The following is a 24,341-nucleotide window of genomic DNA, read 5'->3' as shown; positions in this document are numbered from 1 at the left end:
TTATTTTGTTGTGAAAAATACATACATTCGTTTTTCACACTAACAAAAATTATTATGAAGACAAAGTTTATTTTAGTGGCAAGCGTTGCTGCCTGCTCTTTTGTTTTTGGACAAAACACACCATCAAAATTAACTCCGGGTAAAAGCGGATTACACGCAGAATTTATGCGGTTTGATAAAAACGGCCCTGATTTTAAAGGCCAGCCTGTTTTATTTGATGAAGCCTCCCAAAGGCTTTCACCGGGACAAGGCCGTAAACTGGGATTAGAAAAAGATGCATTGGGTTTTGAAACCCATAGATTTCAACAAACAATTGATGGTATTCCTGTAGAATATGGAATGATGGCCGTACAGACTAAAGGCGGTAAAATTGTTGGAGAATCCGGAAAATGGATTATGAAAGTTCCTGCCGGTATAGCGAAAAAAGCCAACGTTTCTGAAGCTGTAGCTCTACAAAATGCATTGTCTTTTGTAGGGGCAGACTCTTATAAGTGGCAGAATAAAGAAGAAGAAGATTTTCTTAAAAAAGAATCTAATGATGCCAATGCCAGTTTTGCTCCAAAAGGTGGATTGGTATATTATTCAGATCCTACTGATGAAAAACTGAATGATTTAGTATTAGCGTATAAATTTGATATCTATTCAGAGAAACCATTGAGCAGACAATATGTTTTTGTAGATGCCAAGAATGGAAAAGTGTTAGGCGTAGATGCCATTATCCATGAAGTAAATGCTCCGGGAACGGCTACTACAGGTTACAGCGGAAATCGGAATATCGTAGCTGATTCTTATAATGGAAGCTACAGATTAAGAGAAACCGGAAGAAATGCAGGTACGGCTGTAGAAACCTATAATTTAAAGAAAGGAACCAACTATTCATCAGCTGTAGATTTTACAGATACTGATAATGTATGGAATAATGTCAATACCAATAAAGATCAGTATGCTACAGATGCCCATTGGGGAGCGGAAATGACTTTAGATTATTTATATACAAAATTTGGAAGAAAAAGTATTGACAATAATAATTTTGCTATAAAATCCTATGTTCATTATTCAACCAATTATTTCAATGCTTTCTGGGATGGTTCCAGAATGACTTATGGGGATGGAAGTTCCACTACAAATGGAGGTAAACCATTAACTGCGATTGATGTTTGTGGTCATGAAATCACCCATGGAATGACTTCTAAAACAGCTAATCTTGTGTATCAAAGAGAGCCGGGGGCATTAAATGAAGGATTCTCCGATATCTTTGGAAATTCTATCGAACTTTGGGCAAGACCTACTCAGGCAAGCTGGACTTTAGGAGAAGATTTTAGCTATGTGATCAGAGATATGGCGAATCCTAATGCTTATAGCCAGCCGGATACTTATAAAGGGAAATACTGGAAAGATGCTACCACTACAGGCTGTGCCGTACCGGGACAAACAACAAACGATTATTGTGGAGTTCATACCAATTCAGGAGTCCTTAATTTCTGGTATTATTTATTAGTAACAGGAGGCTCAGGAACTAATGATAATGGATTTGCATATAATGTTTCCGGAATCGGGTTGGATAAAGCAGGTGCAGTTGCTTACAGAACGTTGACTTCCTATTTAACTTCAACATCTACGTATGCCAATGCGAGAACGTATTCTTTGCAGGCAGCAGCAGATTTATATGGAGCAGGAAGTAATGAAGTAACACAGGTTACCAATGCCTGGAATGCTGTAGGTGTTGGAGGAGGTACTTCTTCTGCAGGACTTATTGCCTCAGCATCAAAAGTTTCTCCATATAAAATCAGCCCGAATCCTGCCACAGACAGGTTTATGGTGGAATTTGAAACGAAAGCCGGAAATGGAGTGGTAGAAGTAGTGAGTTTAACAGGTAAGAGAGAGCTTTCTGAAAAAGTGAATCTTACTGACGGAGAAAACAGAATAAATATACAACTTCCTTCTAATATCCTGCCTGGTGTATACGTTGTAACCGTGAATGGTCAGAATGCAGGAAACCTGATTAAAAAATAATCTCTAATATATTTAAAAAATTAGGCTGTCTCTGATGAGATAGCCTATTTTTTTGTGAAGCCTTATGAATGCTGGTTTTTTAAAAAAAGGAGAAATAAAATGCAATGTAACACATAATTAAAATTTTAATTCACAAAAATTTAATTTGTATTAATATTATCAATTTAAATCTTTTTTAATAATAAAATTATATTTAATTAGTGACTTTCCTTATAAAATCATCATTGTGTTTTGTTTATTTATTTATAATATCTATTGAGTTTTATTTATTGAATTAATTATTTTGTTGTGAGAAATGTATAAATTCGTTTTTCACGCTAACAAAAATTATTATGAAGACAAAGTTTATTTTAGTGGCAAGCGTTGCTGCCTGTTCTTTTGTTTTTGGACAAAACACACCATCAAAATTAGTTCCGGGTAAAAGCGGATTACACGCAGAATTTATGCGGTTTGATAAAAACGGTCCCGATTTTAAAGGCCAACCTCTTTTATTTGACGAAGCCTCCCAAAGGCTTTCACCAGGACAGGGCCGAAAACTGGGATTGGAAAAAGATGCGTTGGGCTTTGAGACCCATAGATTTCAACAAACAATTGACGGTATTCCTGTAGAGTATGGAATGATGGCTGTACAGACAAAAGGAGGAAAAATTGTAGGGCAGTCTGGAAAATGGATTCTTAAAACTTCTGAAAAGGCTGAAAAAAAAGCCAATATTTCTGAAGCTGTAGCTCTGCAAAATGCGTTGTCATTCGTGGGTGCAGACTCATATAAATGGCAGAATAAAGAAGAGGAAGATTTTCTTAAAAAAGAATCGAATGATCCTAATGCCAGTTTTGCCCCGAAAGGAGAGCTTGTTTATTACTCTAATCCATCTGATGAAAAATTATCCGATGTAAAGCTTGCATATAAATTTGATATCTATGCAGAAAAACCTGAAAGCAGACAATATGTTTTCGTAGATGCTAAGAACGGTGAGATATTGGGAACAAATGCAATCATCCATGAGATAAATACCCCGGGAACGGCTACTACAGGTTACAGTGGAAATCGGAATATCGTAGCTGATTCTTACAATGGAAGCTATAGATTAAGAGAAACTGGAAGAAATGGCGGAACAGCTGTAGCAACATATAATGCAAAAAAAGGAACGAGCCTTGCAGCAGCTGTAGACTTTACAGATACTGATAATGTATGGAATAATGTCAATACCAATAAAGATCAGTATGCTACCGATGCCCATTGGGGAGCAGAAATGACATTAGATTATTATTTCACAAAATATGGTAGAAAGAGTATTGACAACAATAATTTTGCTATAAAATCCTACGTTCATTATTCAACTAATTTATTTAATGCCTATTGGGATGGATCGGTAATGAAATATGGGGATGGAAGTTCCACTACTAATGGAGGTAAGCCGTTAACAGCTATTGATGTGTGTGGTCATGAAATTACTCATGGAATGACTTCTAAAACAGCTAATCTTGTATATGAAAGAGAGCCGGGAGCATTAAATGAAGGTTTCTCTGATGTTTTTGGAAATACCATAGAACGTTGGGCAAGACCTAGCCAGGCGAGCTGGACATTAGGAGAAGATTTTAACTATGTTATCAGAGATATGGCGAATCCTAATGCTTATAGCCAGCCGGATACTTATAAAGGAAAATACTGGAAAGATGCTACCACTACAGGTTGTGTAACGCCAGGTCAACAAACAAATGATTATTGTGGAGTTCATACGAATTCAGGAGTCCTTAATTTTTGGTATTATTTATTAGTAACAGGAGGTTCGGGAACGAATGATAATGGATTTGCTTATAATGTTTCCGGAATCGGGTTGGATAAGGCAGGGGCAGTTGCTTACAGAACATTAATTACTTATCTTACGTCTACTTCTACGTATGCCAATGCAAGAACGTATTCTTTGCAGGCAGCAGCAGATTTATATGGAGCGGGCAGTAATGAAGTAACACAGGTTACCAATGCCTGGAATGCTGTAGGTGTTGGAGGAGGTACTTCTTCTGCAGGACTTATTGCCTCTGCATCAAAAGTTTCTCCATATAAAATCAGTCCGAATCCTGCCACAGACAGGTTTATGGTAGAATTTGAAGCGAAAGCCGGAAATGGAGTGGTAGAAGTAGTAAGTTTAACAGGTAAGAGAGAGCTTTCTGAAAAAGTGAACCTTACTGACGGAGGAAACAGAATAAATATACAACTTCCTTCTAATATCCTGCCTGGTGTATACGTTGTAACCGTGAATGGTCAGAATGCAGGAAACCTGATTAAAAAATAATCCTTTAGTATAGTCGATTAAAAAAGGCCGCAAGCAATTTGCTTGTGGCCTTTTCTATATTTTATTGAAGTGAGATTATACCAAATAGAAATCATTAAGTTTTTCTTCGCAAAGTGTTTTTACCACTTCTATCCACCGGTCTTCATCATTCAGACATGGAATATAGTGGAAGTTTTCACCCCCGCCATGCATGAACTGCTCTTTTCCTTCCACAGAAATTTCCTCTAAAGTCTCAAGACAATCTGAAACAAAAGCAGGACAAACCACTGCAAGGTTTTTTACTCCTTTTTTAGGAATAGTCTCCAGGGTTTCATCCGTATAGGGCTCAATCCATTTATCTTTTCCCAGTCTTGACTGGAAAGAAACAATAGTTTTTTCCTTTGGAAGGCCCATTTTAGCAATCACAGCTTCAGTGGTTTTATAACACTGATGTCTGTAGCAATATGCGTTGTGAGTGTCTACCTGACTGTTGATACAGTTGGCATCATCAATTTTACAGGTTTTGGACGGATCTGTTTTATAGATATGTCTTTCAGGAACGCCATGATAAGAAAACTGTAGTGCATCAAAGTTTTCCGGAAGTTTTTCTTTAATACTCTCCGCAAGACAGTTGATATAAATATCCCTGTTATAGAAAGGCTGGATATAATTGATCTTTACCTTCGGGAATTTCTTCTTTCTTACCTCTTCTGCCTTTTCAATGACTGTTTCGGTTGTACTCATCGCATACTGAGGGTACAGTGGAAAAAGAACAATTTCAGAAACCCCCTTATCCATTAATTTCTGAATACCGGTTTCAATACTCGGCTCAGCATATCGCATTCCGATTTCTACAGGAACATCCACCACTTTCTGAAGTTTCTTCTGAATCTGTTCGGTAATAACGATAAGAGGAGACCCTTTATCTGTCCAAACTGTTTTATAAGCTTCAGCAGATTTTGCAGGTCTTGTGTTTAAAATAATCCCACGGACAAGAAGGGCTCTAAAGATCCAACGGTAATCAATTACCCTTTCATCCATCAAAAATTCATCAAGATATTCTTTTACATCGTTTACCGCTGTAGACTTTGGTGATCCAAGATTTACCAGTAAAATTCCTTTTTTATCCAATATTTTTTATTTTAATTATGAAACAGACCTGTTAAAATCTGTTACTAATTCTGAGACTCTGGCAAAGGTATTATTTTCAACTGAGCCATCACTGTTAAATTTCCCCTTTATTCCTTTTATCAGCAGTTGATGATCTGCTGCTATTGTTGCTCCGAGAGTTTTTAAAATCATTAATAGTTCTTCGTGACCTTTTTCTCCACTTGCTGAAGCAGTAATGACTGCTACAGGTTTCTCAGAAAAAACAGTCGTGGAAACACACCATTCCAAAAGATTTTTTAATCTCCCGGGAATGCTGAAAATATATTCCGGGGTACAGAATAAAACACCCGCTGAATGTTGAATGTCTTCTCTGATTCTTACTATATTTTCCGGAGTATGACGATCCGTTAACGCAGTATCAAAATGAGGAAGAACAGAAAGATCTTCAATCATTTTGAAATCAACATGCGGATGCTGCTCCAGCACCTGTTCTATCAGTTTCTGATTACTGGAGTTTTTTGAAGCACTTCCAATAATTATTACAATTTTATTTCCGGGAGGCATTTTAATTTCTGTTATCCGTTGACAGCTTCCACTCTTTCCACCAAATCAGGAACAAATTGCTTTAAAATGTTCTCAATTCCGTTTTTTAAAGTAGCTGTAGAACTTGGACATCCTGAGCAAGCGCCCTGTAAAAGCATTTTTGCAGTCTTGCTCGCTTCATCATATTCCATTAAAGAAATTTTTCCGCCATCATTTTCTACTGCAGGAGCAACATATTCATTCAGGATATCAGAGATCTTTTGCTCATCATCCGTATAATCTCTGTTGATGATTTTTTCAACAGGATTTTCATGTTTCTGAGGTTCAGCCTTTGATATTTCACCTCCATTCTGAAGATATTCGGCAATATGGGCACGAACAGTCATCATTACCTGATGCCATTCTACAGAATGATCTTTGGTAACAGCCACGAAATTATCAGAAATAAAAACTTCAGTAGCAAAATCAAATTCTTTGAAGATAGCTTCAGCTAAAGGAACTTCAGCGGCTGCATCTCTTGATTTTACTTCTACAAAACCATCCATCAGTAATTTGCTTGACACAAATTTCATCACGTGGGGGTTAGGAGTCATTTCAGAATAAATCTGATACATCTCTTTTTTCTTCTGAAGATAAATTCTTGGGTTTGCCAATAGCTCATCTTCAATCACATTTTTCAGACTTTCAGCAACATGTTCCCATTCTATGGTATCCTGTTTTGCTACAGCTACAAAATTAGCGGTAATGAAAACTCTTTCCACAAAAGGATAATTGAAAAGTTCTTGTGCTAAAGGAATTTCTGAAATATCTGAGTTTCGGTCCAATTCTAAAGATCCCGGGATAAGATTGTAATCTGCTACAAATTTCATCACTTTTGGATTTTCAGTTGGTTCTATAAGTACGGTACGCATTTTTTCGTTAAATTTGAGATACAAAAATACGCATTAGAAGTTAGAAGCTGAAAGTTAGGAGTTAGATTTTTGCTATCGCTTTAATTTAGAAGTTTGATACTCTAAATAAAAATGAGGTAAATTATAATTTTCAACCAAACTTATTTTTTAAATTTCAAATTAAAACTATGGCACTTGTAAAAGAACTTTTAGGGAAAATACCACAGATCGGAGAGAATACTTTCTTAGCAGAAACAGCAACCATTATAGGAGATGTTACCATGGGAAGAGACTGCAGTGTTTGGTATAACGCAGTAATCAGAGGTGATGTGCATTATATTAAAATGGGAGATAAAGTAAATGTTCAGGATAATGCAATGCTGCACTGTACCTACCAGAAACATCCTTTGAATATCGGAAATAATGTTTCCATTGGCCACAATGCTATTGTTCATGGATGTACAATCAAAGATAATGTACTGATCGGAATGGGAGCTATTGTAATGGATGACTGCCTGGTGGAAGAAAATTCCATCGTAGGTGCAGGATCTGTAGTGACCCAGGGAACTCATATTAAATCCGGAGAAGTTTGGGGGGGCGTTCCTGCCAGGAAAATTAAAGATATCAATGCCCAGTTACTGGAAGGAGAGGTAAACAGGATTGCAGATAATTATGTAAAATACTCTTCGTGGTATAAGGAAAATGTAAAAGATTACGAATTATAATCGAGGATATCTGTTGCGGGTTTCGGGATGGAATAATTTTCTCTTCTAAAACCAGACCTTCATTTATCTTTATCAATATACAACAAAGCTCCATCTTTTGATGGAGCTTTGTATATCATCCTAGTATAAAAATTCCTAAAAAGCATTTGTAATGATTTGAGTATAGAACCTTTGCTTTATTTTTAATTGTTATCTGGAGTGATGAGCCTTATCTTTCCATTGACACATTTAAGAGACGTAGGAGCAGGGATCATCATACAATCAGACACAATATTATATTTTTCATTAAAAATCCTGACCTTTTCCGTGTATTCATTGATTCTCGACAAGATAGAGACTTCTATTTTCTTGGGGTAAGCAATATACTGCTGTGGTCCGCCGCACGACTTTAGTCCCATTGGAGCAAATGCCCATTCATTCGCATCGGTACATTTTTCACCTGAAACCTCAGATTCAATGGATGCTTTTAATTTATCCAATAAAGCCTGGTCATATTTTTGACTGTCCTGATCGGCAGGTCTTTCAGAAATATCTTTCGGAAGATTGGTATTCGCATTCTTCGAGGTATTACATGAAGTAAGAGTAAATGTAGTACATAATACTAGCAGAGGAATAAGGATAAATTTTTTTTTCATTATAGACATTGTTCTTTATAAGAATTTTCAAAACTTATGCCAAGGTAAGAAAATCAAATACATTTCCGTATTTTTGACAACGATGAACAATCATTTTTTTGACTTATTAGAGCACACGAACCGAAGTGTCTTTCTGACTGGAAAAGCAGGGACAGGAAAGACTACATTTCTTAATGACTTTGTAAAACGGACAAAGAAAAAACATGTGGTAGTGGCACCTACAGGCATTGCCGCAATCAATGCAGGGGGAGTTACCATCCATTCTATGTTTGGATTGCCGTTGAGAACTTTTCTGCCTACCACAGAAAGGATAGATACCAGTTTGGCTAATAATATAGCTGACCTGATGCCCCATTTTAAATACCGAAAGGATAAACTTAAGCTTTTAAGAGAAGTTGAGATCATTATTATTGATGAGGTTTCCATGTTAAGAGCAGATGTTTTGGACATGATGGATTTTTCTTTACGGTTTATCAGAAGAAATAATCAAAGGTTTGGAGGAGTACAAATGCTGTTCATCGGAGATCTTTATCAGCTTCCGCCGGTAGTGAGGGATGAGCATATTCTAAAAATGTACTATAATTCACCATTCTTTTTTGATAGCCATGCCATTAAAGATATTCCTTTAGTGACCATTGAGCTGACGAAAGTGTACAGACAGTCTGATGAAGAATTTTTGGAAATTCTGAATGCTATCCGTGATGGGGATGTGGCGAATATAGATTTTGATTACCTGAATAAAAGGTATGATCCTGACTTCAATATAGGGAAAGAATCTTACGTTTACTTGTGCTCTCACAACAAAATGGCTGATGAGATCAACCAGGAAAAGCTGGCAGAAATAAAAGTGGATGCACAAACCTATGAAGCTAAACTTGTAGGAGACTTTAAAGAAAATCAGTTTCCTAATGAACAATTTTTAGAATTGAAAATTGGAGCACAGATTATGTTCATCAGAAATGATATTTCCGGGGAAAAGAGATATTTCAATGGGAAATTGGGTGAGATTATCGGGTTGGACGAAAATGAAATCCGGGTTGTTCTGGATGAAAGCGAACTTGAAATCACTGTGAAAAGGGAGACTTGGGAGCAGAAAAAATATTTTCTGGATACTGATAAAACCATTCAGGAAGAAGTATTAGGGAGTTTTGAGCAGTTTCCGATAAAGCTGGCCTGGGCAGTTACCATCCACAAAAGCCAGGGATTAACCTTTGATAAGGTGATCATTGATGCAGGGAAAAGTTTTACTGCCGGTCAGGTATATGTAGCATTATCCCGTTGCAGAACATTGGAAGGAATTGTTTTAAAATCAAAAATTACTCCTGAAGTTATTTTTAAAGATAACAGGATTCTGCATTTCCATACAGATACTGTGGCCAATGACCATATTGAATCAATTCTGAATCAGGAAAAATATGATTACAGCATCAGAAAAGTACTTCGTACGGTAGATTGTGTATGGTTTTTGAAAGAAGTGGAAGACTGGAATAAACTGTCTGTTGTTACCAAAAATTTAGACCATGTTAAAACCAATCAGCTGTACCTTCAGCTGAAACATGAAAGCGTAAACCTTGGAAAGATTTTTGAAAAATTAGAGCGGATAATTTTCCAGAAGGTTAATAATTTCATTGAGAAAAAAGAAGAATGGTCTGAAATTGAAAGCAAAACAAAAGGAGCTGTTAACTTTTTCTTCGTGGAAACCAGGGATAAAATTTTTAATCCTTTAAAAGAGTTTTATGCTGAAATAAAAGGAGCAAAAGGCTTAAAGCAATATAACGATGAATTCAGAAACTGGCTGGAAGATATAGAAGAATATTTGAATAGCCTGAAAGATATTCACCTTCTTGAAACGAAACTTTTAGAGGAGAAAAATGATAAAGAAATCAATCTGAAAATTGCTAAAGTGCCTTCACAGGTTTTAACCTTTCAGTTATTTGAACAGGGGAAAACCATCGGAGAAATTGCCTTGGAAAGAGGTTTGGTAAAAGAAACCGTAATCGGACATCTTGCGAAATTTGCTGAACAGGGATTGCTGGATATTTCAAGAGTAATTACTTCCGATAAAATCAAAGCTTTTGAAACAGAGTTTTATAAAAACCCTCAGGAAACTTTGACAGAATGGAAGAATGTATTGCCAAGTAATTTTGAATTCAATGAAATCCGGATTCTGATCAATCATTATAATTATAAAAAGGAAAAGAATTCATAAGAATTCTTTTCCTTTTTATTGATATCTTGGTTGTAAAAACTAGGGATACATCGAATTGATTGTATTAATATCTCCGGTTGTAAAACCTGTTCTGTTGTAGGTAAAAGTAGTATTGTTAGCCCTCTTAATAGTAGGCTGTCCGTTTTTAGAATAGGAATTAGGCCAATACATCATCACCGAATTAATATTGAAAGGACCTATATCTGTTCCGGAATTATACTTATTAAAATTATAAGCCTGCCCATCCTGAATATTGTTCCACTGGATACTCAGATACTGATCTCTGTCTTTACGTGCATGTTCATGATAAAGTCCTACAGTATGTCCCATTTCATGGATAACAGATCCCACAGAAATATATTGATCCAAAGAAATAGTTTGCTTTCCACCCTGATACCCGATATGGGCCCATCCATCTGATCCTGATGAACTTCCAAAAATAAATTCTACGTAATTAGCCTGATTGGTGCGCGGAATCCACTGGGTATTGGTTTTGGAATTATACTCATTAACCGCTGTAGTGATTTTATTAGCATTGATAGAGCCCATATTACCGGCAACACTATAGTAAATTTTAGCTCCCGGCCATCTTGAGAAACTGGCGCCTCCTTTATTAAGTGAGTTGTCTCCTGCCAGCTGTTGGTCGGAAAGTACAATATCTCCCTGGAAAAAATTCATTCCATTCTTCCTTTCGTATGTAATATCTTGCCCTTCCAGTCGTCCATTTTTAACATTTTCGAGCTGTAAGGCCTTGTTTTGAGCCTCCGCAGTAATCTCATCGTTGTTTTTACTACAAGACGCTAAAGTAGCAGCAATAATAAGACCTATAAAGAAAGTCTTTTTTGTCAGTTTTTTGTTCATAAAATATTTTTAGTGGTGTTTAAGTGTATTTTATTTAAGTACTAATATAATAATTTATTTCTCTTATGTATGAATTATTTTTATTGAAATATTTGTTTTTGTAAGAATTGTTTATTTTTAATTGAAATATTAAACAGAAAAGGTTTTGACTACAGCCAATCCCTTTTTCTTACTATTTGTTATGTGAATAGTAACTCTTTGCGTATTTTGAAAATTCTACAAAACCTATTCATGCCGGACCATGATGACCCAAGGATTTGTTTTCGATATACATGATTTTTGTTTTCATGATTTGAAATTTATTTAAGCAATGTATTTATCTGTGTAAGCAAAAGGAATCAAACAGAGCTTCAATTTCAATAGTTTTTGCCTGAACTTGGCGATCAGACTTATCAATTACAAAAAGTAACTAATGCAATTTTTATGTTTTAAATTTGTTTGGTTTTTTAAGCCCCAATTTATAATTATGAAAAATTTTGAAATTTCTGTTTTAGACCTTGCTCCGGTAAAGCAGGGAAAAAGCATTCATGATACATTTCAGGATAGCTTATCTTTAGCTACTCATACTGAAAACTTAAACTATACAAGATTCTGGCTTGCCGAACATCACAATATGGAAAGTATTGCGAGTTCTGCTACCTCAGTTTTAATTGGTTTTATCGCCAATGGAACAAAAAAAATAAGAGTGGGTTCAGGAGGAATTATGCTTCCCAATCATAGCTCTCTGATCATTGCAGAGCAATTCGGAACCCTGGAATCTCTTTTTCCGGGAAGGATTGATCTGGGTGTAGGAAGGGCTCCCGGAACAGACGGATTAACGGCTCAGGCATTGGGAAGAAATCCGGCGATTATTAATGAACAGTTTCCAAGACAGATTATAGAGCTTCAACGGTATTTTTCCAAAGAAAATGCTGATGCGATGGTACGGGCTATTCCGGGAGAAGGCCTTGATATACCAATTTATATATTGGGATCAAGCACAGACAGCGCATGGCTGGCGGCAGAACTTGGACTGCCTTATGCATTTGCCGGGCATTTTGCTCCTGAGCAAATGGAAATGGCCTTTACAATATACAGGGAACATTTCCAACCTTCTCAATATTTAGGTCAGCCTTATGTAATGGCTTGTGTGAACGGAGTTGCAGCAGAAACTTCTGAAGAGGCTCATAAGCTTTCTACTACCTTATTCCAGGCATTTATCAATATTGTAAGAAATGACAGGAAGCCTTTTGCACCGCCGGTAGATGATATGGATGACATCTGGTCACCCATGGAAAAATCTATGGTTTTACAGAAGCTGAGGTATACTTTTATAGGAGACAAGGTGGAAATTCAGGAAAAAATTCAGGATTTCCAGAATAAATTCAACGTCGATGAGCTAATTATCAATTCTCATATCTACGATCATCAGAAAAGACTGAGATCTTACGAAATCATAAGAGAAGCGGTCAACTCTTTATCTCAAGCACAATAAACCATTCATATTAATTGGCAGATGCTTATTTTTATAAGTATCTTTGCAAAAATAAAAAGTAAAAATGTCCGATATTAAATTAAATACTATTCCAGAGGCTATTGAAGACCTTAAAAATGGTAAAATAATCATAGTAGTAGATGATGAAGATAGAGAAAATGAAGGTGATTTTCTTTGTGCTGCTGAACTGACAACTCCGGAAATTATCAACTTTATGGCCCTCCACGGTAGAGGACTGATCTGTATGCCTCTTCCTGAAAAAAGATGTGATGAGCTTGGATTAGAGGTCATGGTAAGCAGAAGCAGTGATCCTAAAGAAACTGCTTTTACTGTATCTGTTGACCTTTTGGGTAACGGGACTTCCACAGGTATTTCTGCCGGTGACAGAGCTAAAACAATTTTGGCTTTAATGGATGAAAAGTCTAAGCCTACGGATTTCATGAGACCCGGACATATCTTCCCGCTTCGTGCAAGAAAAGGAGGCGTTTTGAAAAGAGCAGGACATACTGAAGCTGCTATTGACCTTACTCATCTGTCAGGATTGAAAGAAGGGGGGGTAATCTGTGAGATTATGAATGAAGATGGTACAATGTCTCGTTTACCGGAACTTCACGCATTCGCTCAGAAGCATGATATGAAAATTGTTTCTATTGAAGATTTAATTCATTATCAGCTTAAAAAAGGAAATCTGGTTGAAAGACTTGAAGAGAAAAAGGTAAAAACGCATTACGGTGATTTTGATTTCTACGCGTTCAGAGAAACTTCGAATGACCAGATCCACTTTGCTTTGACAAAAGGAGCATGGACGGTAGATGAGCCTGTTTTAGTAAGAGTACAGTCTTCAGATTCTTATTTTGATGTATTGACTAGATTAAATAACGGAGAAAAACCTTTATTGGAAAAAGTAACCGGTATGGTAAATGAAGCAGGAAAAGGAGCTATTATTTTCATCAATAATGTTTCCAACTCTGAAAATACATTGAGGAAACTTCAGCAGTTCCTGAATTATCAGGACGGGCAGGAGCAACACCCTACTTTAGCATACAACTACAGAGATTACGGTATTGGAACGCAGATCTTAAAGAATTTAGGAATTAATAAGTTTAAAGTAATCACTCAAAACCCTAATATCAAACCTCAGGTTGGAGGATATGACGTAGAAGTTACTGAGCTGGTTCAGTTATAACAGATAAATGATCAATAGAGTATCAGCTTTGCTGCGAAAATATTGAAGAACAAAAAAGGTTTAGGATTTTTCTAAACCTTTTTTTATTTTTAAACCATGACAAAGTCTTTAAAAACACATATCAGAGGTTATGTAGATATTTCAGATGAAAAACTGAATCAGTATTGTAATGCTTTTCATCTTCAGAAAATAAAGAAAAAGGATTTTCTTTTAAGAGAAGGGGAGATTTGTGGATTTGAAGGGTTTGTAGTGAATGGATGTTTTAAAGTTTCCCATACAGATCCCCATGGTGCAGAACAGATACTGTACTTTGGAATTGAAGGTTGGTGGCTTTCAGATATTGACAGCTTTATTACAGATGTTCCATCAAAACTCAATATTCAGGCTATTGAAGACAGTGAAATTCTTCTTATTTCAAAGAAAGATAAAGAAAAATTTTATCTTGAAATTCCTGAAATTGAAAAATTAATGAGACTGAAGTTTCAAAGGTCAATTATTGCGTTACAGCGCAGGATTATTGATAATCTAAGCAAATCGTCAGATGAACGTTATCTGGACTTTCTTAAGGAATATCCTGAAACAGCTCATCGTCTTACCAATATACAGATTGGAGCATATTTGGGAGTAACTCCGGAGTTTATAAGCAGAATACGCAGGAAAATTGTAAGTAAGAGTTAGTCTTCGACCACAAAAGGCTTATATTTTGTTTGAAATAAGATGGTAAGCCTTTTGTGGTTGAAGTTTTAATATATAGCCAGGCTTATAATGTTATTTCGTCAAAATTTCTGAAGCCGTTCAGAAAGTCTTTTACAGTCATTCTTTTCTTTCCTTCCAACTGAAGTTCTTGTGGAAAATACACTCCATCCTGGGTATAAATTTTAAACTCATTTTTTGAAATATCTAAAGTTCCGGAAGGTTTTCCGTGATTTGAGATTTCAAATTTACCCCCGAATATTTTTAATCCTTTTTCTTCCTCACCAATTTTTAGAGTGGTGAAAGCTGCAGGATATGGAGACATTCCAAGGATAAACTGATGAACGGTCTTTGAAGGAGCATTCCAATTGATTTTGGTGTCTTCCTTAAATATTTTATAGGCATTTTTAGGATGTCCTACTTGTGGCTGGGGTCTTTCCTCAATAGTATTTTCAGCCAGTCCATCCAATGTTTTTACCACCAGTCTTGAACCCATTTCCATCAGCCTGTCATGCAAAGCTCCTGCATTTTCGTCAGGTAAAACTTTAAGTTCTTCCTGCAAAAGAATATTCCCTTCATCTATTTTTTCGTTGATGAAGAATGTAGTGGCTCCAGTTTTTTCTTCGCCATTAATTACGGCATAATTGATGGGAGCTGCCCCTCTGTAATCAGGTAATAAAGAGGCGTGAAGGTTAAATGTTCCCATAGCTGGCATTTCAAAAAGAACCTTAGGCATCATTCTAAAAGCAACCACCACAAAAACATCAGCTTCAAGATTTCTAAGCTCCTCTAAAAATTCAGGATTTCTCAATTTTTCAGGTTGGAAAACAGGAATATTATTTTCAGAAGCATATATTTTTACAGGTGACTGGTGAATTTTCTGCCCACGTCCACTTGCTTTATCTGCAACGGTTACAACACCTACAACGTTATGATGAGATTGATGAATAGCCTCCAAAGAAGTCTTTGCGAATTCCGGAGTTCCTAAAAAAACAACTTTCAATGATTTCATAGCACAAAGATAAGTTTTTCGCGGATAGTTGCAGGTTTGAATTAGATAGAAGAAACGCTATCCAGCCTGGCAAAAAAATCTTATCCCATCTTCTAGGTCTCCAGTCTCTTGTCTCCGGTCTTATCCGCCTCATCACTCATGATTCAGTGCATATGTTCTGAAATTAAGCATTTTTACTTTTCCGGCATCCAGCAGGTAAATCAGGTTTTCTAAAATGTTTTCTTTAGAATGGTAGCTTAGCTGTACAGAAAGTTCTTCAATGGTTGCTGATCTCTTGGACAGTAGATTGATAATTTGCTGAGAAATATTTTTTCCGAAAATAGATTGCTTATTCTTTTCGCATACAGAACACTGACCACAGTTTTTTGAATTTTTTTCGCCAAAATAGGAGAGGATAAGTTTCATCTTACAATAGTCTTTATTTTCCACGTAAAATTTCATTTCCTCCCATTTCTGGATTTTGTTTCTCTGAATATGCTCAAAAAGTTTCCAGTAGGTATGATTGATGATTCTTTCGTCACGGGGTTTTAAAAACTTGATGCTGGCAAGCGCGCCATCTATGTATTCCAGGTAGTTTTTCTGCTGAAGTTCTTTCAGGCGTTCTTTGATCAAAGGAACGCTGACCTCAATCTTGTTGCTTACCTGCTGTTCACTGAACATTACTTTATGAGTGGTGAGACCGGATATAGTCCGGAAAAGAAGTTCAATAAAATAGGCGTCTTTCTGTGGCAGCTGATCTATTTCATCGGCTTTCATAAAAAGTTCCAGTGAAGAAAGGCTTTTATGATCATTATAATAAATGATTTCCTGATTGTGGAGGAAATTAAGAACATTATTAATTTTTGCCTTAGACAGTCTTGTGAAATTCTGTATTCCCACAGTATTCAGCTGAAAGGTTTTTTCTGGCTGTTCAAATTCGGCAACCTGAAAAATAGAGTAGAGATAACTGATAATTTTTAAAAATTCAGCTTTATTGGGAATCTGGTTTTTTAAGATCTGATCAAAGTTCAGCAGCTCCTGTTTATTCCAAAGCATAAAAGCAAAACTGTCTTTTCCATCTCTTCCTGATCTTCCTATTTCCTGATAATAGTTCTCCAGAGAAGCAGCAGGGGAATAGTGAATCACAAAACGTACGTTATCTTTATCAATCCCCATTCCAAAGGCATTTGTAGAAATAAGAACATGATTATCACTTCTGTTCCAGATATTTTGCTTGGTATTTTTCTCTTTTGTCGTTAAGCCTGCATGAAAATAATCTACATTTTTCAACTGATTTTTGTTCAGGAACTCGGCTAACAGTTCTGCTTCTTTTCTTGTTCTTACATAGATGATTCCTGAATCTGTATTGTATTTCAGGATATCAAAAATACGTTGAAATTTATCAGCAACCTCTTCAGTGAAAATTTTGATATTGTCTCTTTTGAAACTTTTTTGAAATACGGAGGGCTTTCTAAGTTCTAGTTTATTTTTAATTTCTTCCAGCACCTTTGGAGTTGCTGTAGCTGTTAGGGCAAGACAGGGAATTTCAGGATTGTTTTTTCTGAAGTCTTTTATATTCTGATAACTGGGGCGGAAATCCTGTCCCCATTCTGAAATACAGTGGGCTTCATCCACAGCAATGAATGAGAGCTGAATATCCTGAATATTCTGTAAAAACTGAGTATTGGTAAGCCTTTCCGGAGATACATACAACAGTTTTGTCAGCCCTTCCTTACATCGGCCATAAATAGCTTCCGCATCATATTCATCCAATTCTGAAGACAGGTATTCTGCTTCTATATTTCGGAATTTAAGCTGATTTACCTGGTCTTTCATTAATGCCAACAGTGGGGAAATGACGAGGCATGTTCCTTCTTTTAGCAATGCCGGCAGCTGATAGCATAAAGACTTTCCGGCCCCTGTGGGTAGTAAGACCAGTGTATCTTTTTCGTTAATAACAGAATTGATAATTTCTTCCTGAGAATCTCTGAAGTTGCTATAACCCCAGAAATACTTAAGAGTATCATACTTTAGCTTTTGAAAATCTTGCGGAGAAATCATAGGGTAAAAATAAGGAAAGTAATATAACAAAAAAAGCCACGCAATGCGTGACTTTCATATAATACTTAATAAGTTTATTATTTAGCTTCGAAGTATACTCTTCTGTTCGCTCTGTTTTTCCATTCAGGGCATTTTGTAGCTGGCTCACATTCAGGGTATTTAAGGTCTTTTTCACCTTTTCCTACTGCATTAAGTTTACCATTTTGAACACCGTTTTTAATCAGGTAATTCTTCACATTATTAGCTCTTCTTTGAGATAACTTTTGGTTATAAGCATCAGTACCTCTTGTATCTGTAGCACCAATTACACTGTAAGAACCATTTGAAGAATTGATATAGTTAACAGCATTATTTAAGATTGGAGTATTTGATGGTAAAATTCTGTCAGAATTCAAATCAAATTCAATACCTTCCAGTTTAGTTTCAGTTTCTACTACAGGTCCGGTAGTAGTGGTAGGGCAACCGTTGTTTTCCACAGGTCCGGGAACAGTTACACACTTATCGTAAAGGTCAATAACGCCATCTAGATCTGTGTCAAGAGCAACACCGGCACCATCCACTCTCGCTCCGGCAGGAGTATCAAGCTGTCTGTCCCAGTCATCACATACACCGTCGTTATCAGCATCACCTTTTTTACATACTTCAATATCCTGGTTTTTGTTAGCCAGAACGTCAAGTTTGTAATAGATTTCCTGAAGTGGGTCATGCCACATTAAGTGAGATTCGTGTTTTCCTAGCTTTATGGAAAGTCCTAAAGTAGCATTGAAGAAATTATCTGAAACCTGCTCAGAACGCTTGTTGATAGCACTGTATGCATCACCGCCACCGTCAAATTCATCATCACCGGTAATCACATACATCAATCTACCTTCAAGGTCGATTCTGTTGTTCACTTTGAACTTCAGACCTGTACCGGCCTGCATAAACATAGAACCTAGTTTGAAAGGTTTTACTTCAGTCATTAACCTCTGTCCTTTGCTGTCTTTCTGGTATGCTCTGTAGGCAATGGTACCTACCCCTGCATATCCATGAAGAGCCCATCTGTAAGTAGAATGATTATCTACTCTTCTTAAAAGGTTAGAGAAGTTGATATCTCCTAAGATAGAGATGGCATCATACTGAGTTCTTGCCCCTACAGCTGCAGCATCGGGAGCAGCATCTTTAGTATTGAACCAACCCTGTCTTGTTTCTCCTCTGTCATATTGTAGCTTCAGGCCAAAAGCATGAGTAATGGCCTTATCGATACTTACATAAGCAGAGTATCCGAAAAGGTTTTTACCATTTCCATTCTTAATGGACGTCAAATCTGATGATTGAAGAAGAGGAACACCCGCACCTACTGAAATCGACCAGTCATTAAATCTCTTCGATTGGTTTGTAAATGGGGAAACGTTGGCAGATCCCGAAGAAAATGTATTGGGATACGTTCCTGTTGAAACTGCCGTTGAGTCTTGTGCATAGCTGGCGCTTGGTATAGCTAATGCCAGAGCAACAATTGCTAAACTTAATTTCATAGTGTTATTTTTTTAAGTTAAGTTATTTTAAATGATTTTATTTATTAAAAACTAATTTTATGTTAATTTTTTTCTAAATTGCTTAAAAATTAACTAATTATTATTTGCAATTAACAGAGTTTTAGCCCTGAAAATGATATAAAGATAGGTAAAAAAATCCAAAATCGAAAAAAAAACCGAAAAGAAGAATTCTTTTCGGTTTTTTTTGTTATAAAAAATTATTTTTTCTTTTTCTTACCAGTAACTTTTTTTACTGATTTTTTTACCGGAGCATCTTCATAGTCTTTCTTTTGGATAGAATTCCATTCAGAAGCTTCTATAAATTTTACAGTAACTTTTCTGTCTGCTAATCTTTCGGCATCAGAAGCTGATGCAGGAATTGTAGCTTCGGCAGAACCTACTCCTCTTGATTTCAGTACATTTTGGCTGATACCTCTGTTTTCAAGAGCACCTACTACTGCAGCCGCTCTTTCTTTAGATAATCTAAGATTGTAAGCTGCATTTCCTTTGCTATCTGTGTGACCGGTCAGTAAATAATTACCTCCGTTTTCTTTGATAATTGAAGCTGCAAGATCTAATTTACTGTTAGACTCAGGTCTTATCGTAGCTTTATTGAAGTTAAAGTAGATATCTTTAAGTGTTTTCTCTACTTCTACTGCTGTCTGATTGTTATCCTTCTTTACAGGGCAGCCGTTGTTTTCCACAGGTCCAGGAACAGTTACACACTTATCGTAAAGGTCAATAACGCCATCTAGATCTGTGTCAAGAGCAACACCGGCACCATCCACTCTCGCTCCGGCAGGAGTATCAAGCTGTCTGTCCCAGTCATCACATACACCGTCGTTATCAGCATCACCTTTTTTACATACCTCAATATCTTGCTTTTTGTTAGCCAGAACATCAAGTTTATAATAGATTTCCTGAAGTGGGTCATGCCACATTAAGTGAGAATCATGTTTTCCTAAATTTATGGAAAGTCCTAAAGTAGCGTTGAAGAAATTATCTGAAACCTGCTCAGAACGCTTGTTGATAGCACTATATGCATCACCTCCACCGTCAAATTCATCATCACCGGTAATCACATACATCAATCTACCTTCAAGGTCGATTCTGTTGTTCACTTTGAACTTCAGACCTGTACCGGCCTGCATAAACATAGAACCTAGTTTAAAAGGTTTTACTTCAGTCATTAGGCTCTGTCCTTTGCTGTTTTTCTGATATGCTCTGTAAGCAATGGTACCTACCCCTGCATATCCATGAAGAGCCCATCTGTAAGTAGAATGGTTATCTACTCTTCTTAAAAGGTTAGAGAAGTTGATATCTCCTAAGATAGAGATGGCATCGTACTGAGTTCTTGCCCCTACAGCCGCAGCATCGGGAGCGGCATCTTTAGTATTGAACCAACCCTGTCTTGTTTCTCCTCTGTCATATTGTAGCTTCAGGCCAAAAGCATGGGTAATGGCTTTATCGATACTTACATAAGCAGAGTATCCAAAAAGGTTTTTACCATTTCCATTCTTAATAGACGTCAAATCTGATGATTGAAGGAGAGGAACACCTGCACCTACTGAAATCGACCAGTCATTAAATCTCTTAGACTTGTTGGTAAATGGGGAAACATTGGCAGATCCTGAAGAGAATGTATTGGGATATTCTCCATTAGAAACTGCAATGCTGTCTTGCGCATATATAGCACTAGGGATTGCCAGTGCCAATGCAGCAATTGCTAAATTAAATTTCATCGTGTATTATTATTTGATATTTTTTTTGATAAAACGCTCGTCAACTTATTTGGTTGGGCATCCGTTGTTTTCTACAGGTCCCGGAACCGTTACGCATTTATCATATAAATCTATAACTCCGTCAAGGTCCATATCCAGAGCAACACCGGCACCATCTACTCTTGCACCTGCAGGAGTATCAAGTTGTCTGTCCCAATCGTCGCATACTCCGTCATTATCAGCATCTCCTTTTTCACATACCACAAGATCATTTGTAGCATTTTCTAAAACGTTGAGTCTGTAATATCCTTCCTGAAGTGGATCATGCCATGCTAAGTGGGAAGTGTGTTTTCCTAGTTTGAAAGACATTCCTAAGCTGACTGTCCATGCATTATCGGATCTTTTTGCATTAAGCATGTTGTATTTTGAATTTTTTGACGCTGGATCATAATCATTGGCATCAGCCCATCCGCCACCGTCAAATTCATCATCACCACTTATAAGATACATCGTTCTTGCTTCAACATCAATAAGTTTTGAAACCTTGTACTTAACTCCGAAACCTCCCTGATAGAAGATAGAGTTAATGTCAATGTCCTGTTTGATAAATAGAGGAACTCTTTTTGGACTATTGCTCCATCTGAATTCATCATTGTCATGCAGTGAAGTTCTGAATCCTTGAACCCCAATTCCCGCATATCCATGGAATGCCCATCTGTAAGGAGAATGATTGTCAGTTCTTCTTAATAAATTTGAGAAGTTGATATCCCCTAATAAAGATATTTGATCAAACTGGGTTGTAGCAGTACCTACACCTGCTAATTGGCCTGCTGCACCTGGAAGCTGACCTGTTTGTTTAGTTTCTCCTCTCATATACATTACGCTTAAAGCGAAAGTATGTGAAATTTGCTTATCCACGCTTACGTAAGCATTGTAACCCCAATTCGTTTTGTCTTTATTGATTGATGTAAGATCCGAGTGGACCATAAATGCTGCACCTCCTCCCACAGAAATTGACCAGTCATTGAATCGTCTGGCTTTGTTGTCGAATGGCTGTACATTAGCGGAACCTGAAGAAAAAGTATTAGGGTACTCAGTTGAAGAATTAACTGTAGTACTGTTGTCTTGCGCATAAGCTGCAATTGGCAGTGTAGCCAATAATAATAAACCTAATTTCATACAGTATGTTTTATGTTTTAAATAAAATCTTTTAATAATATTCTGGAAAATTCCCTTTCAAAAAGATGTTTTTTATGAGGGATTTCTAATCTTTCTGATATAAAATTTAATTCATTATAGGTAATGATATCAATATCTATTATTCTGTCTGCATAGCCTCCAGATACTTTTGAATCATTAACTCTTCCCATTTCAACTTCAATATCTTTAATAAAATCAAGCAGTTGAATTGGTGAAAGATGAGTGAATATTACTGCTGCAATATTACAAAAAATATTGGAACTGACAAATTCTACGGGCTCGGACATTAAAAATTCGCTAATTTGTGAAATGTTGTTTCCACCATCGCTAATTTTCTGTAAGGCAAGCTCTACATTTTTTTTTTGATCTCCAAGGTTACTTCCTAGTAACAAAACCACCTTTTGCTGCGACATATTGGAAAATTGATTGATTTATGAGAAGTTTCTTTAAAAATGTTTTGGCAAATATAGTTGCAATTGTGATACTTTGCGCTTTATTTTTCATCTTTTTCATTATGATGCTTGTGTTTAGTTCTATGGGGAATGATAAGTCTGTGACGGTAAAAAAGAACTCGGTCCTTACGATTAATTTAAAAACACATATCATAGACAGCCCTACTGAAGAGGAAGGTGGATTGTTCGGAATTAGCAACCAGAACAAGAGTGTTCTTCTGTATGATGCGCTGGAAGCAATCAATAAAGCGAAAACGGATGATAATATTAAAGGGATCAGTATTGAAGTGGATGACTTAAATGCCGGGCTTACCCAGATTGATGATATCAGAAATGCTATTGAGAATTTCAAAAAAAGTGGAAAGTTTGTGTATGCTTACGGAAATGGAGTTTCACAATCTTCTTATTATTTGGGATCAGTAGCTGATCAGTATTATCTGAATCCTGCCGGTGGTATTGAGCTGAAAGGATTGTCCACAGAAGTTACTTTCTTTAAAGATTTTGCAGATAAATACGGGATAGGAATCGAAGTTATACGTCATGGTAAATTTAAATCAGCAGTAGAACCTTTTTTAAGGAATGATATTTCTCCGGAGAACAAAGAGCAGCTAAGTACGCTTTTGAACGATCTTTGGAAAAATACATCCGGTAAAATGGCTGTTTCAAGAAAAATTGATACTGCTCAGTTTAAAATGGTTGTTGACAGTTTATACGGAATGATTCCTGAATTGGGATTACAATACAAGCTTGCAGATAAACTTGTTCAAAAGACAGAATATGATGATATGATCAAGTCTAAGCTAAGCCTGAAAGACAAAGAAAAACTAAATAAGGTCTCATTGGCTAATTATATAAGCTCTTATGCAGATGATGATAAATCAGGTGAAAAAGTAGCGGTATTATATGCTTCCGGGTCTATTAACAATGGTGACGGATACAATGATATTTATGCTGAAAAATATGTAAAATACATCAAAAAACTTCAGGATGATGAAAAGGTGAAAGCAGTTGTTTTAAGAATCAATTCTCCGGGCGGTAGTGCTAATGCATCGGATGAGATTTTATTTGAACTTCAGCAGCTGAAAAAGAAAAAGCCGCTTATTGTTTCTTTTGGAGACTATGCTGCTTCCGGAGGATATTATGTAGCGATGGCTGCGGATAAAATTTATTCTGAGCCTAATACACTTACTGGTTCAATTGGAGTTTTTGGAGTGATTCCTTATTTTAAAGATATTGCGAATAAAAACGGAATTCGGGCAGACGTTGTTGCAACTAATGCTAACTCTATGTATTATTCCGGGCTGAACGGAGTGACGCCTTATGGAGTAAATATGATGACAAGGGGAGTGGAAGGCACTTACAAGAGATTTGTGCATTTTGTAACGCAAAACAGAAAACAGACTTTTGAACAGATAGACAATGTTGGCGGTGGTAGAGTATGGAGTGGAGTACGTGCTAAGCAGATTGGTTTGGTAGATGATTTGGGAACACTTAATGATGCCATAAAGTTTGCGGCACAGAAAGCAGGATTAAAGTCTTACCATGTAGATTCATTTCCTAAAAGAATGTCTCCTTTCGAACAGATATTTAATGATCTGAATGAAGAAGATGTTTCTGCGAAATTGATCAAAAACAAGATAGGAAAAGCCAACTATGAAATCTTACAGCAGATTACGGATAAAAAACTTCAGGCTGATGTAAAGATGGCCATGCCTTACCAGATTAGAATCGACTAACTAAATTATATTGTAAACAAAATCCCGGATCTGATTTCAGATCCGGGATTTTATTTT

Annotated in this window: 19 protein-coding genes; 8 read left to right on the top strand and 11 right to left on the bottom strand. The window is 36.5% G+C overall.

Annotated elements, in window-relative coordinates; translation table 11 throughout:
* The first annotated feature begins 54 nt into the window (after positions 1-54).
* Complete coding sequence (locus LQV47_RS20085) at positions 55-2,013, top strand: M4 family metallopeptidase (protein ID WP_230040838.1); 1,959 nt, start codon at positions 55-57, stop codon at positions 2,011-2,013.
* A gap of 332 nt (positions 2,014-2,345) precedes the next feature.
* Positions 2,346-4,304 (top strand): M4 family metallopeptidase, encoded by a 1,959-nt coding sequence (locus LQV47_RS20080; protein ID WP_230040830.1) that lies wholly within the window; start codon positions 2,346-2,348, stop codon positions 4,302-4,304.
* Positions 4,305-4,379: 75 nt separating this feature from the next.
* On the opposite strand, the gene hemH is transcribed toward LQV47_RS20080, so the two are convergent.
* From hemH to LQV47_RS20065, 3 genes are read right to left on the bottom strand one after another with little or no spacing between them, the layout of a single operon-like run.
* A complete protein-coding gene (gene hemH / locus LQV47_RS20075; protein WP_230040823.1) occupies positions 4,380-5,414 on the bottom strand; it encodes a ferrochelatase in 1,035 nt (344 codons plus the stop codon).
* Between the two features lie 15 nt (positions 5,415-5,429).
* The gene (locus tag LQV47_RS20070) at positions 5,430-5,957 is read right to left on the bottom strand and encodes an NADPH-dependent FMN reductase (protein WP_230040814.1); all 528 of its coding nucleotides are present in this window, start codon (positions 5,955-5,957) and stop codon (positions 5,430-5,432) included.
* 11 nt (positions 5,958-5,968) lie between these two features.
* Positions 5,969-6,847 carry a NifU family protein gene (locus LQV47_RS20065; RefSeq protein ID WP_230040813.1) on the bottom strand — a complete coding sequence of 293 codons (879 nt, stop codon included), beginning with the start codon at positions 6,845-6,847 and terminating at the stop codon, positions 5,969-5,971.
* Positions 6,848-7,014: 167 nt separating this feature from the next.
* Here LQV47_RS20065 and LQV47_RS20060 point away from each other — a divergent pair, with 167 nt between their 5' ends.
* A complete protein-coding gene (locus LQV47_RS20060; protein ID WP_230040812.1) occupies positions 7,015-7,551 on the top strand; it encodes a gamma carbonic anhydrase family protein in 537 nt (178 codons plus the stop codon).
* A gap of 182 nt (positions 7,552-7,733) precedes the next feature.
* On the opposite strand, the gene LQV47_RS20055 is transcribed toward LQV47_RS20060, so the two are convergent.
* A complete protein-coding gene (locus tag LQV47_RS20055) occupies positions 7,734-8,186 on the bottom strand; it encodes a hypothetical protein (RefSeq protein ID WP_230040810.1) in 453 nt (150 codons plus the stop codon).
* 82 nt (positions 8,187-8,268) lie between these two features.
* Between LQV47_RS20055 and LQV47_RS20050 the strand changes: the two genes are divergently transcribed.
* The gene (locus tag LQV47_RS20050) at positions 8,269-10,395 is read left to right on the top strand and encodes a helix-turn-helix domain-containing protein (protein WP_230040808.1); all 2,127 of its coding nucleotides are present in this window, start codon (positions 8,269-8,271) and stop codon (positions 10,393-10,395) included.
* 39 nt (positions 10,396-10,434) lie between these two features.
* Here LQV47_RS20050 and LQV47_RS20045 read toward each other — a convergent pair whose 3' ends face one another.
* The gene (locus LQV47_RS20045) at positions 10,435-11,256 is read right to left on the bottom strand and encodes a M12 family metallopeptidase (protein ID WP_230040806.1); all 822 of its coding nucleotides are present in this window, start codon (positions 11,254-11,256) and stop codon (positions 10,435-10,437) included.
* Between the two features lie 466 nt (positions 11,257-11,722).
* On the opposite strand from LQV47_RS20045, the gene LQV47_RS20040 reads away from it, so the two are divergent.
* From LQV47_RS20040 to LQV47_RS20030, 3 genes are all read left to right on the top strand, one after another.
* Complete coding sequence (locus LQV47_RS20040) at positions 11,723-12,730, top strand: LLM class flavin-dependent oxidoreductase (RefSeq protein WP_230040804.1); 1,008 nt, start codon at positions 11,723-11,725, stop codon at positions 12,728-12,730.
* A gap of 64 nt (positions 12,731-12,794) precedes the next feature.
* Positions 12,795-13,916, top strand: coding sequence for a 3,4-dihydroxy-2-butanone-4-phosphate synthase (ribB, locus tag LQV47_RS20035; RefSeq protein ID WP_047490331.1), 1,122 nt, complete (start codon positions 12,795-12,797; stop codon positions 13,914-13,916).
* A gap of 96 nt (positions 13,917-14,012) precedes the next feature.
* A complete protein-coding gene (locus LQV47_RS20030) occupies positions 14,013-14,594 on the top strand; it encodes a Crp/Fnr family transcriptional regulator (protein WP_230040802.1) in 582 nt (193 codons plus the stop codon).
* An 82-nt stretch (positions 14,595-14,676) separates the two neighbouring features.
* Here the strand turns inward: LQV47_RS20030 and fmt are convergent, their stop codons facing one another.
* The 6 genes from fmt to folK all read right to left on the bottom strand — a co-directional run bounded on the left by fmt (position 14,677) and on the right by folK (position 22,509).
* Positions 14,677-15,621 carry a methionyl-tRNA formyltransferase gene (gene fmt, locus LQV47_RS20025; protein ID WP_230040800.1) on the bottom strand — a complete coding sequence of 315 codons (945 nt, stop codon included), beginning with the start codon at positions 15,619-15,621 and terminating at the stop codon, positions 14,677-14,679.
* A 132-nt stretch (positions 15,622-15,753) separates the two neighbouring features.
* Positions 15,754-17,661, bottom strand: coding sequence for an ATP-dependent DNA helicase RecQ (locus LQV47_RS20020; protein WP_230040799.1), 1,908 nt, complete (start codon positions 17,659-17,661; stop codon positions 15,754-15,756).
* Positions 17,662-17,738: 77 nt separating this feature from the next.
* Positions 17,739-19,175 (bottom strand): OmpA family protein, encoded by a 1,437-nt coding sequence (locus tag LQV47_RS20015; protein ID WP_230040797.1) that lies wholly within the window; start codon positions 19,173-19,175, stop codon positions 17,739-17,741.
* 218 nt (positions 19,176-19,393) lie between these two features.
* A complete protein-coding gene (locus LQV47_RS20010; RefSeq protein WP_230040795.1) occupies positions 19,394-20,917 on the bottom strand; it encodes an OmpA family protein in 1,524 nt (507 codons plus the stop codon).
* 45 nt (positions 20,918-20,962) lie between these two features.
* Complete coding sequence (locus LQV47_RS20005; RefSeq protein WP_230040793.1) at positions 20,963-22,075, bottom strand: OmpA family protein; 1,113 nt, start codon at positions 22,073-22,075, stop codon at positions 20,963-20,965.
* 17 nt (positions 22,076-22,092) lie between these two features.
* Positions 22,093-22,509, bottom strand: a complete 417-nt coding sequence (gene folK / locus LQV47_RS20000; RefSeq protein ID WP_230040791.1) for a 2-amino-4-hydroxy-6-hydroxymethyldihydropteridine diphosphokinase — start codon at positions 22,507-22,509, stop codon at positions 22,093-22,095.
* Between the two features lie 20 nt (positions 22,510-22,529).
* Between folK and sppA the strand changes: the two genes are divergently transcribed.
* A complete protein-coding gene (sppA, locus tag LQV47_RS19995; protein ID WP_230040788.1) occupies positions 22,530-24,284 on the top strand; it encodes a signal peptide peptidase SppA in 1,755 nt (584 codons plus the stop codon).
* Positions 24,285-24,341: the final 57 nt, after the last annotated feature.

This window comes from Chryseobacterium sp. Bi04, from assembly GCF_918698085.1.
GTDB lineage: Bacteria > Bacteroidota > Bacteroidia > Flavobacteriales > Weeksellaceae > Chryseobacterium.
Note: the sequence above shows the minus strand (reverse complement) of the source record. Positions and strands in the feature narration are given on the sequence as shown.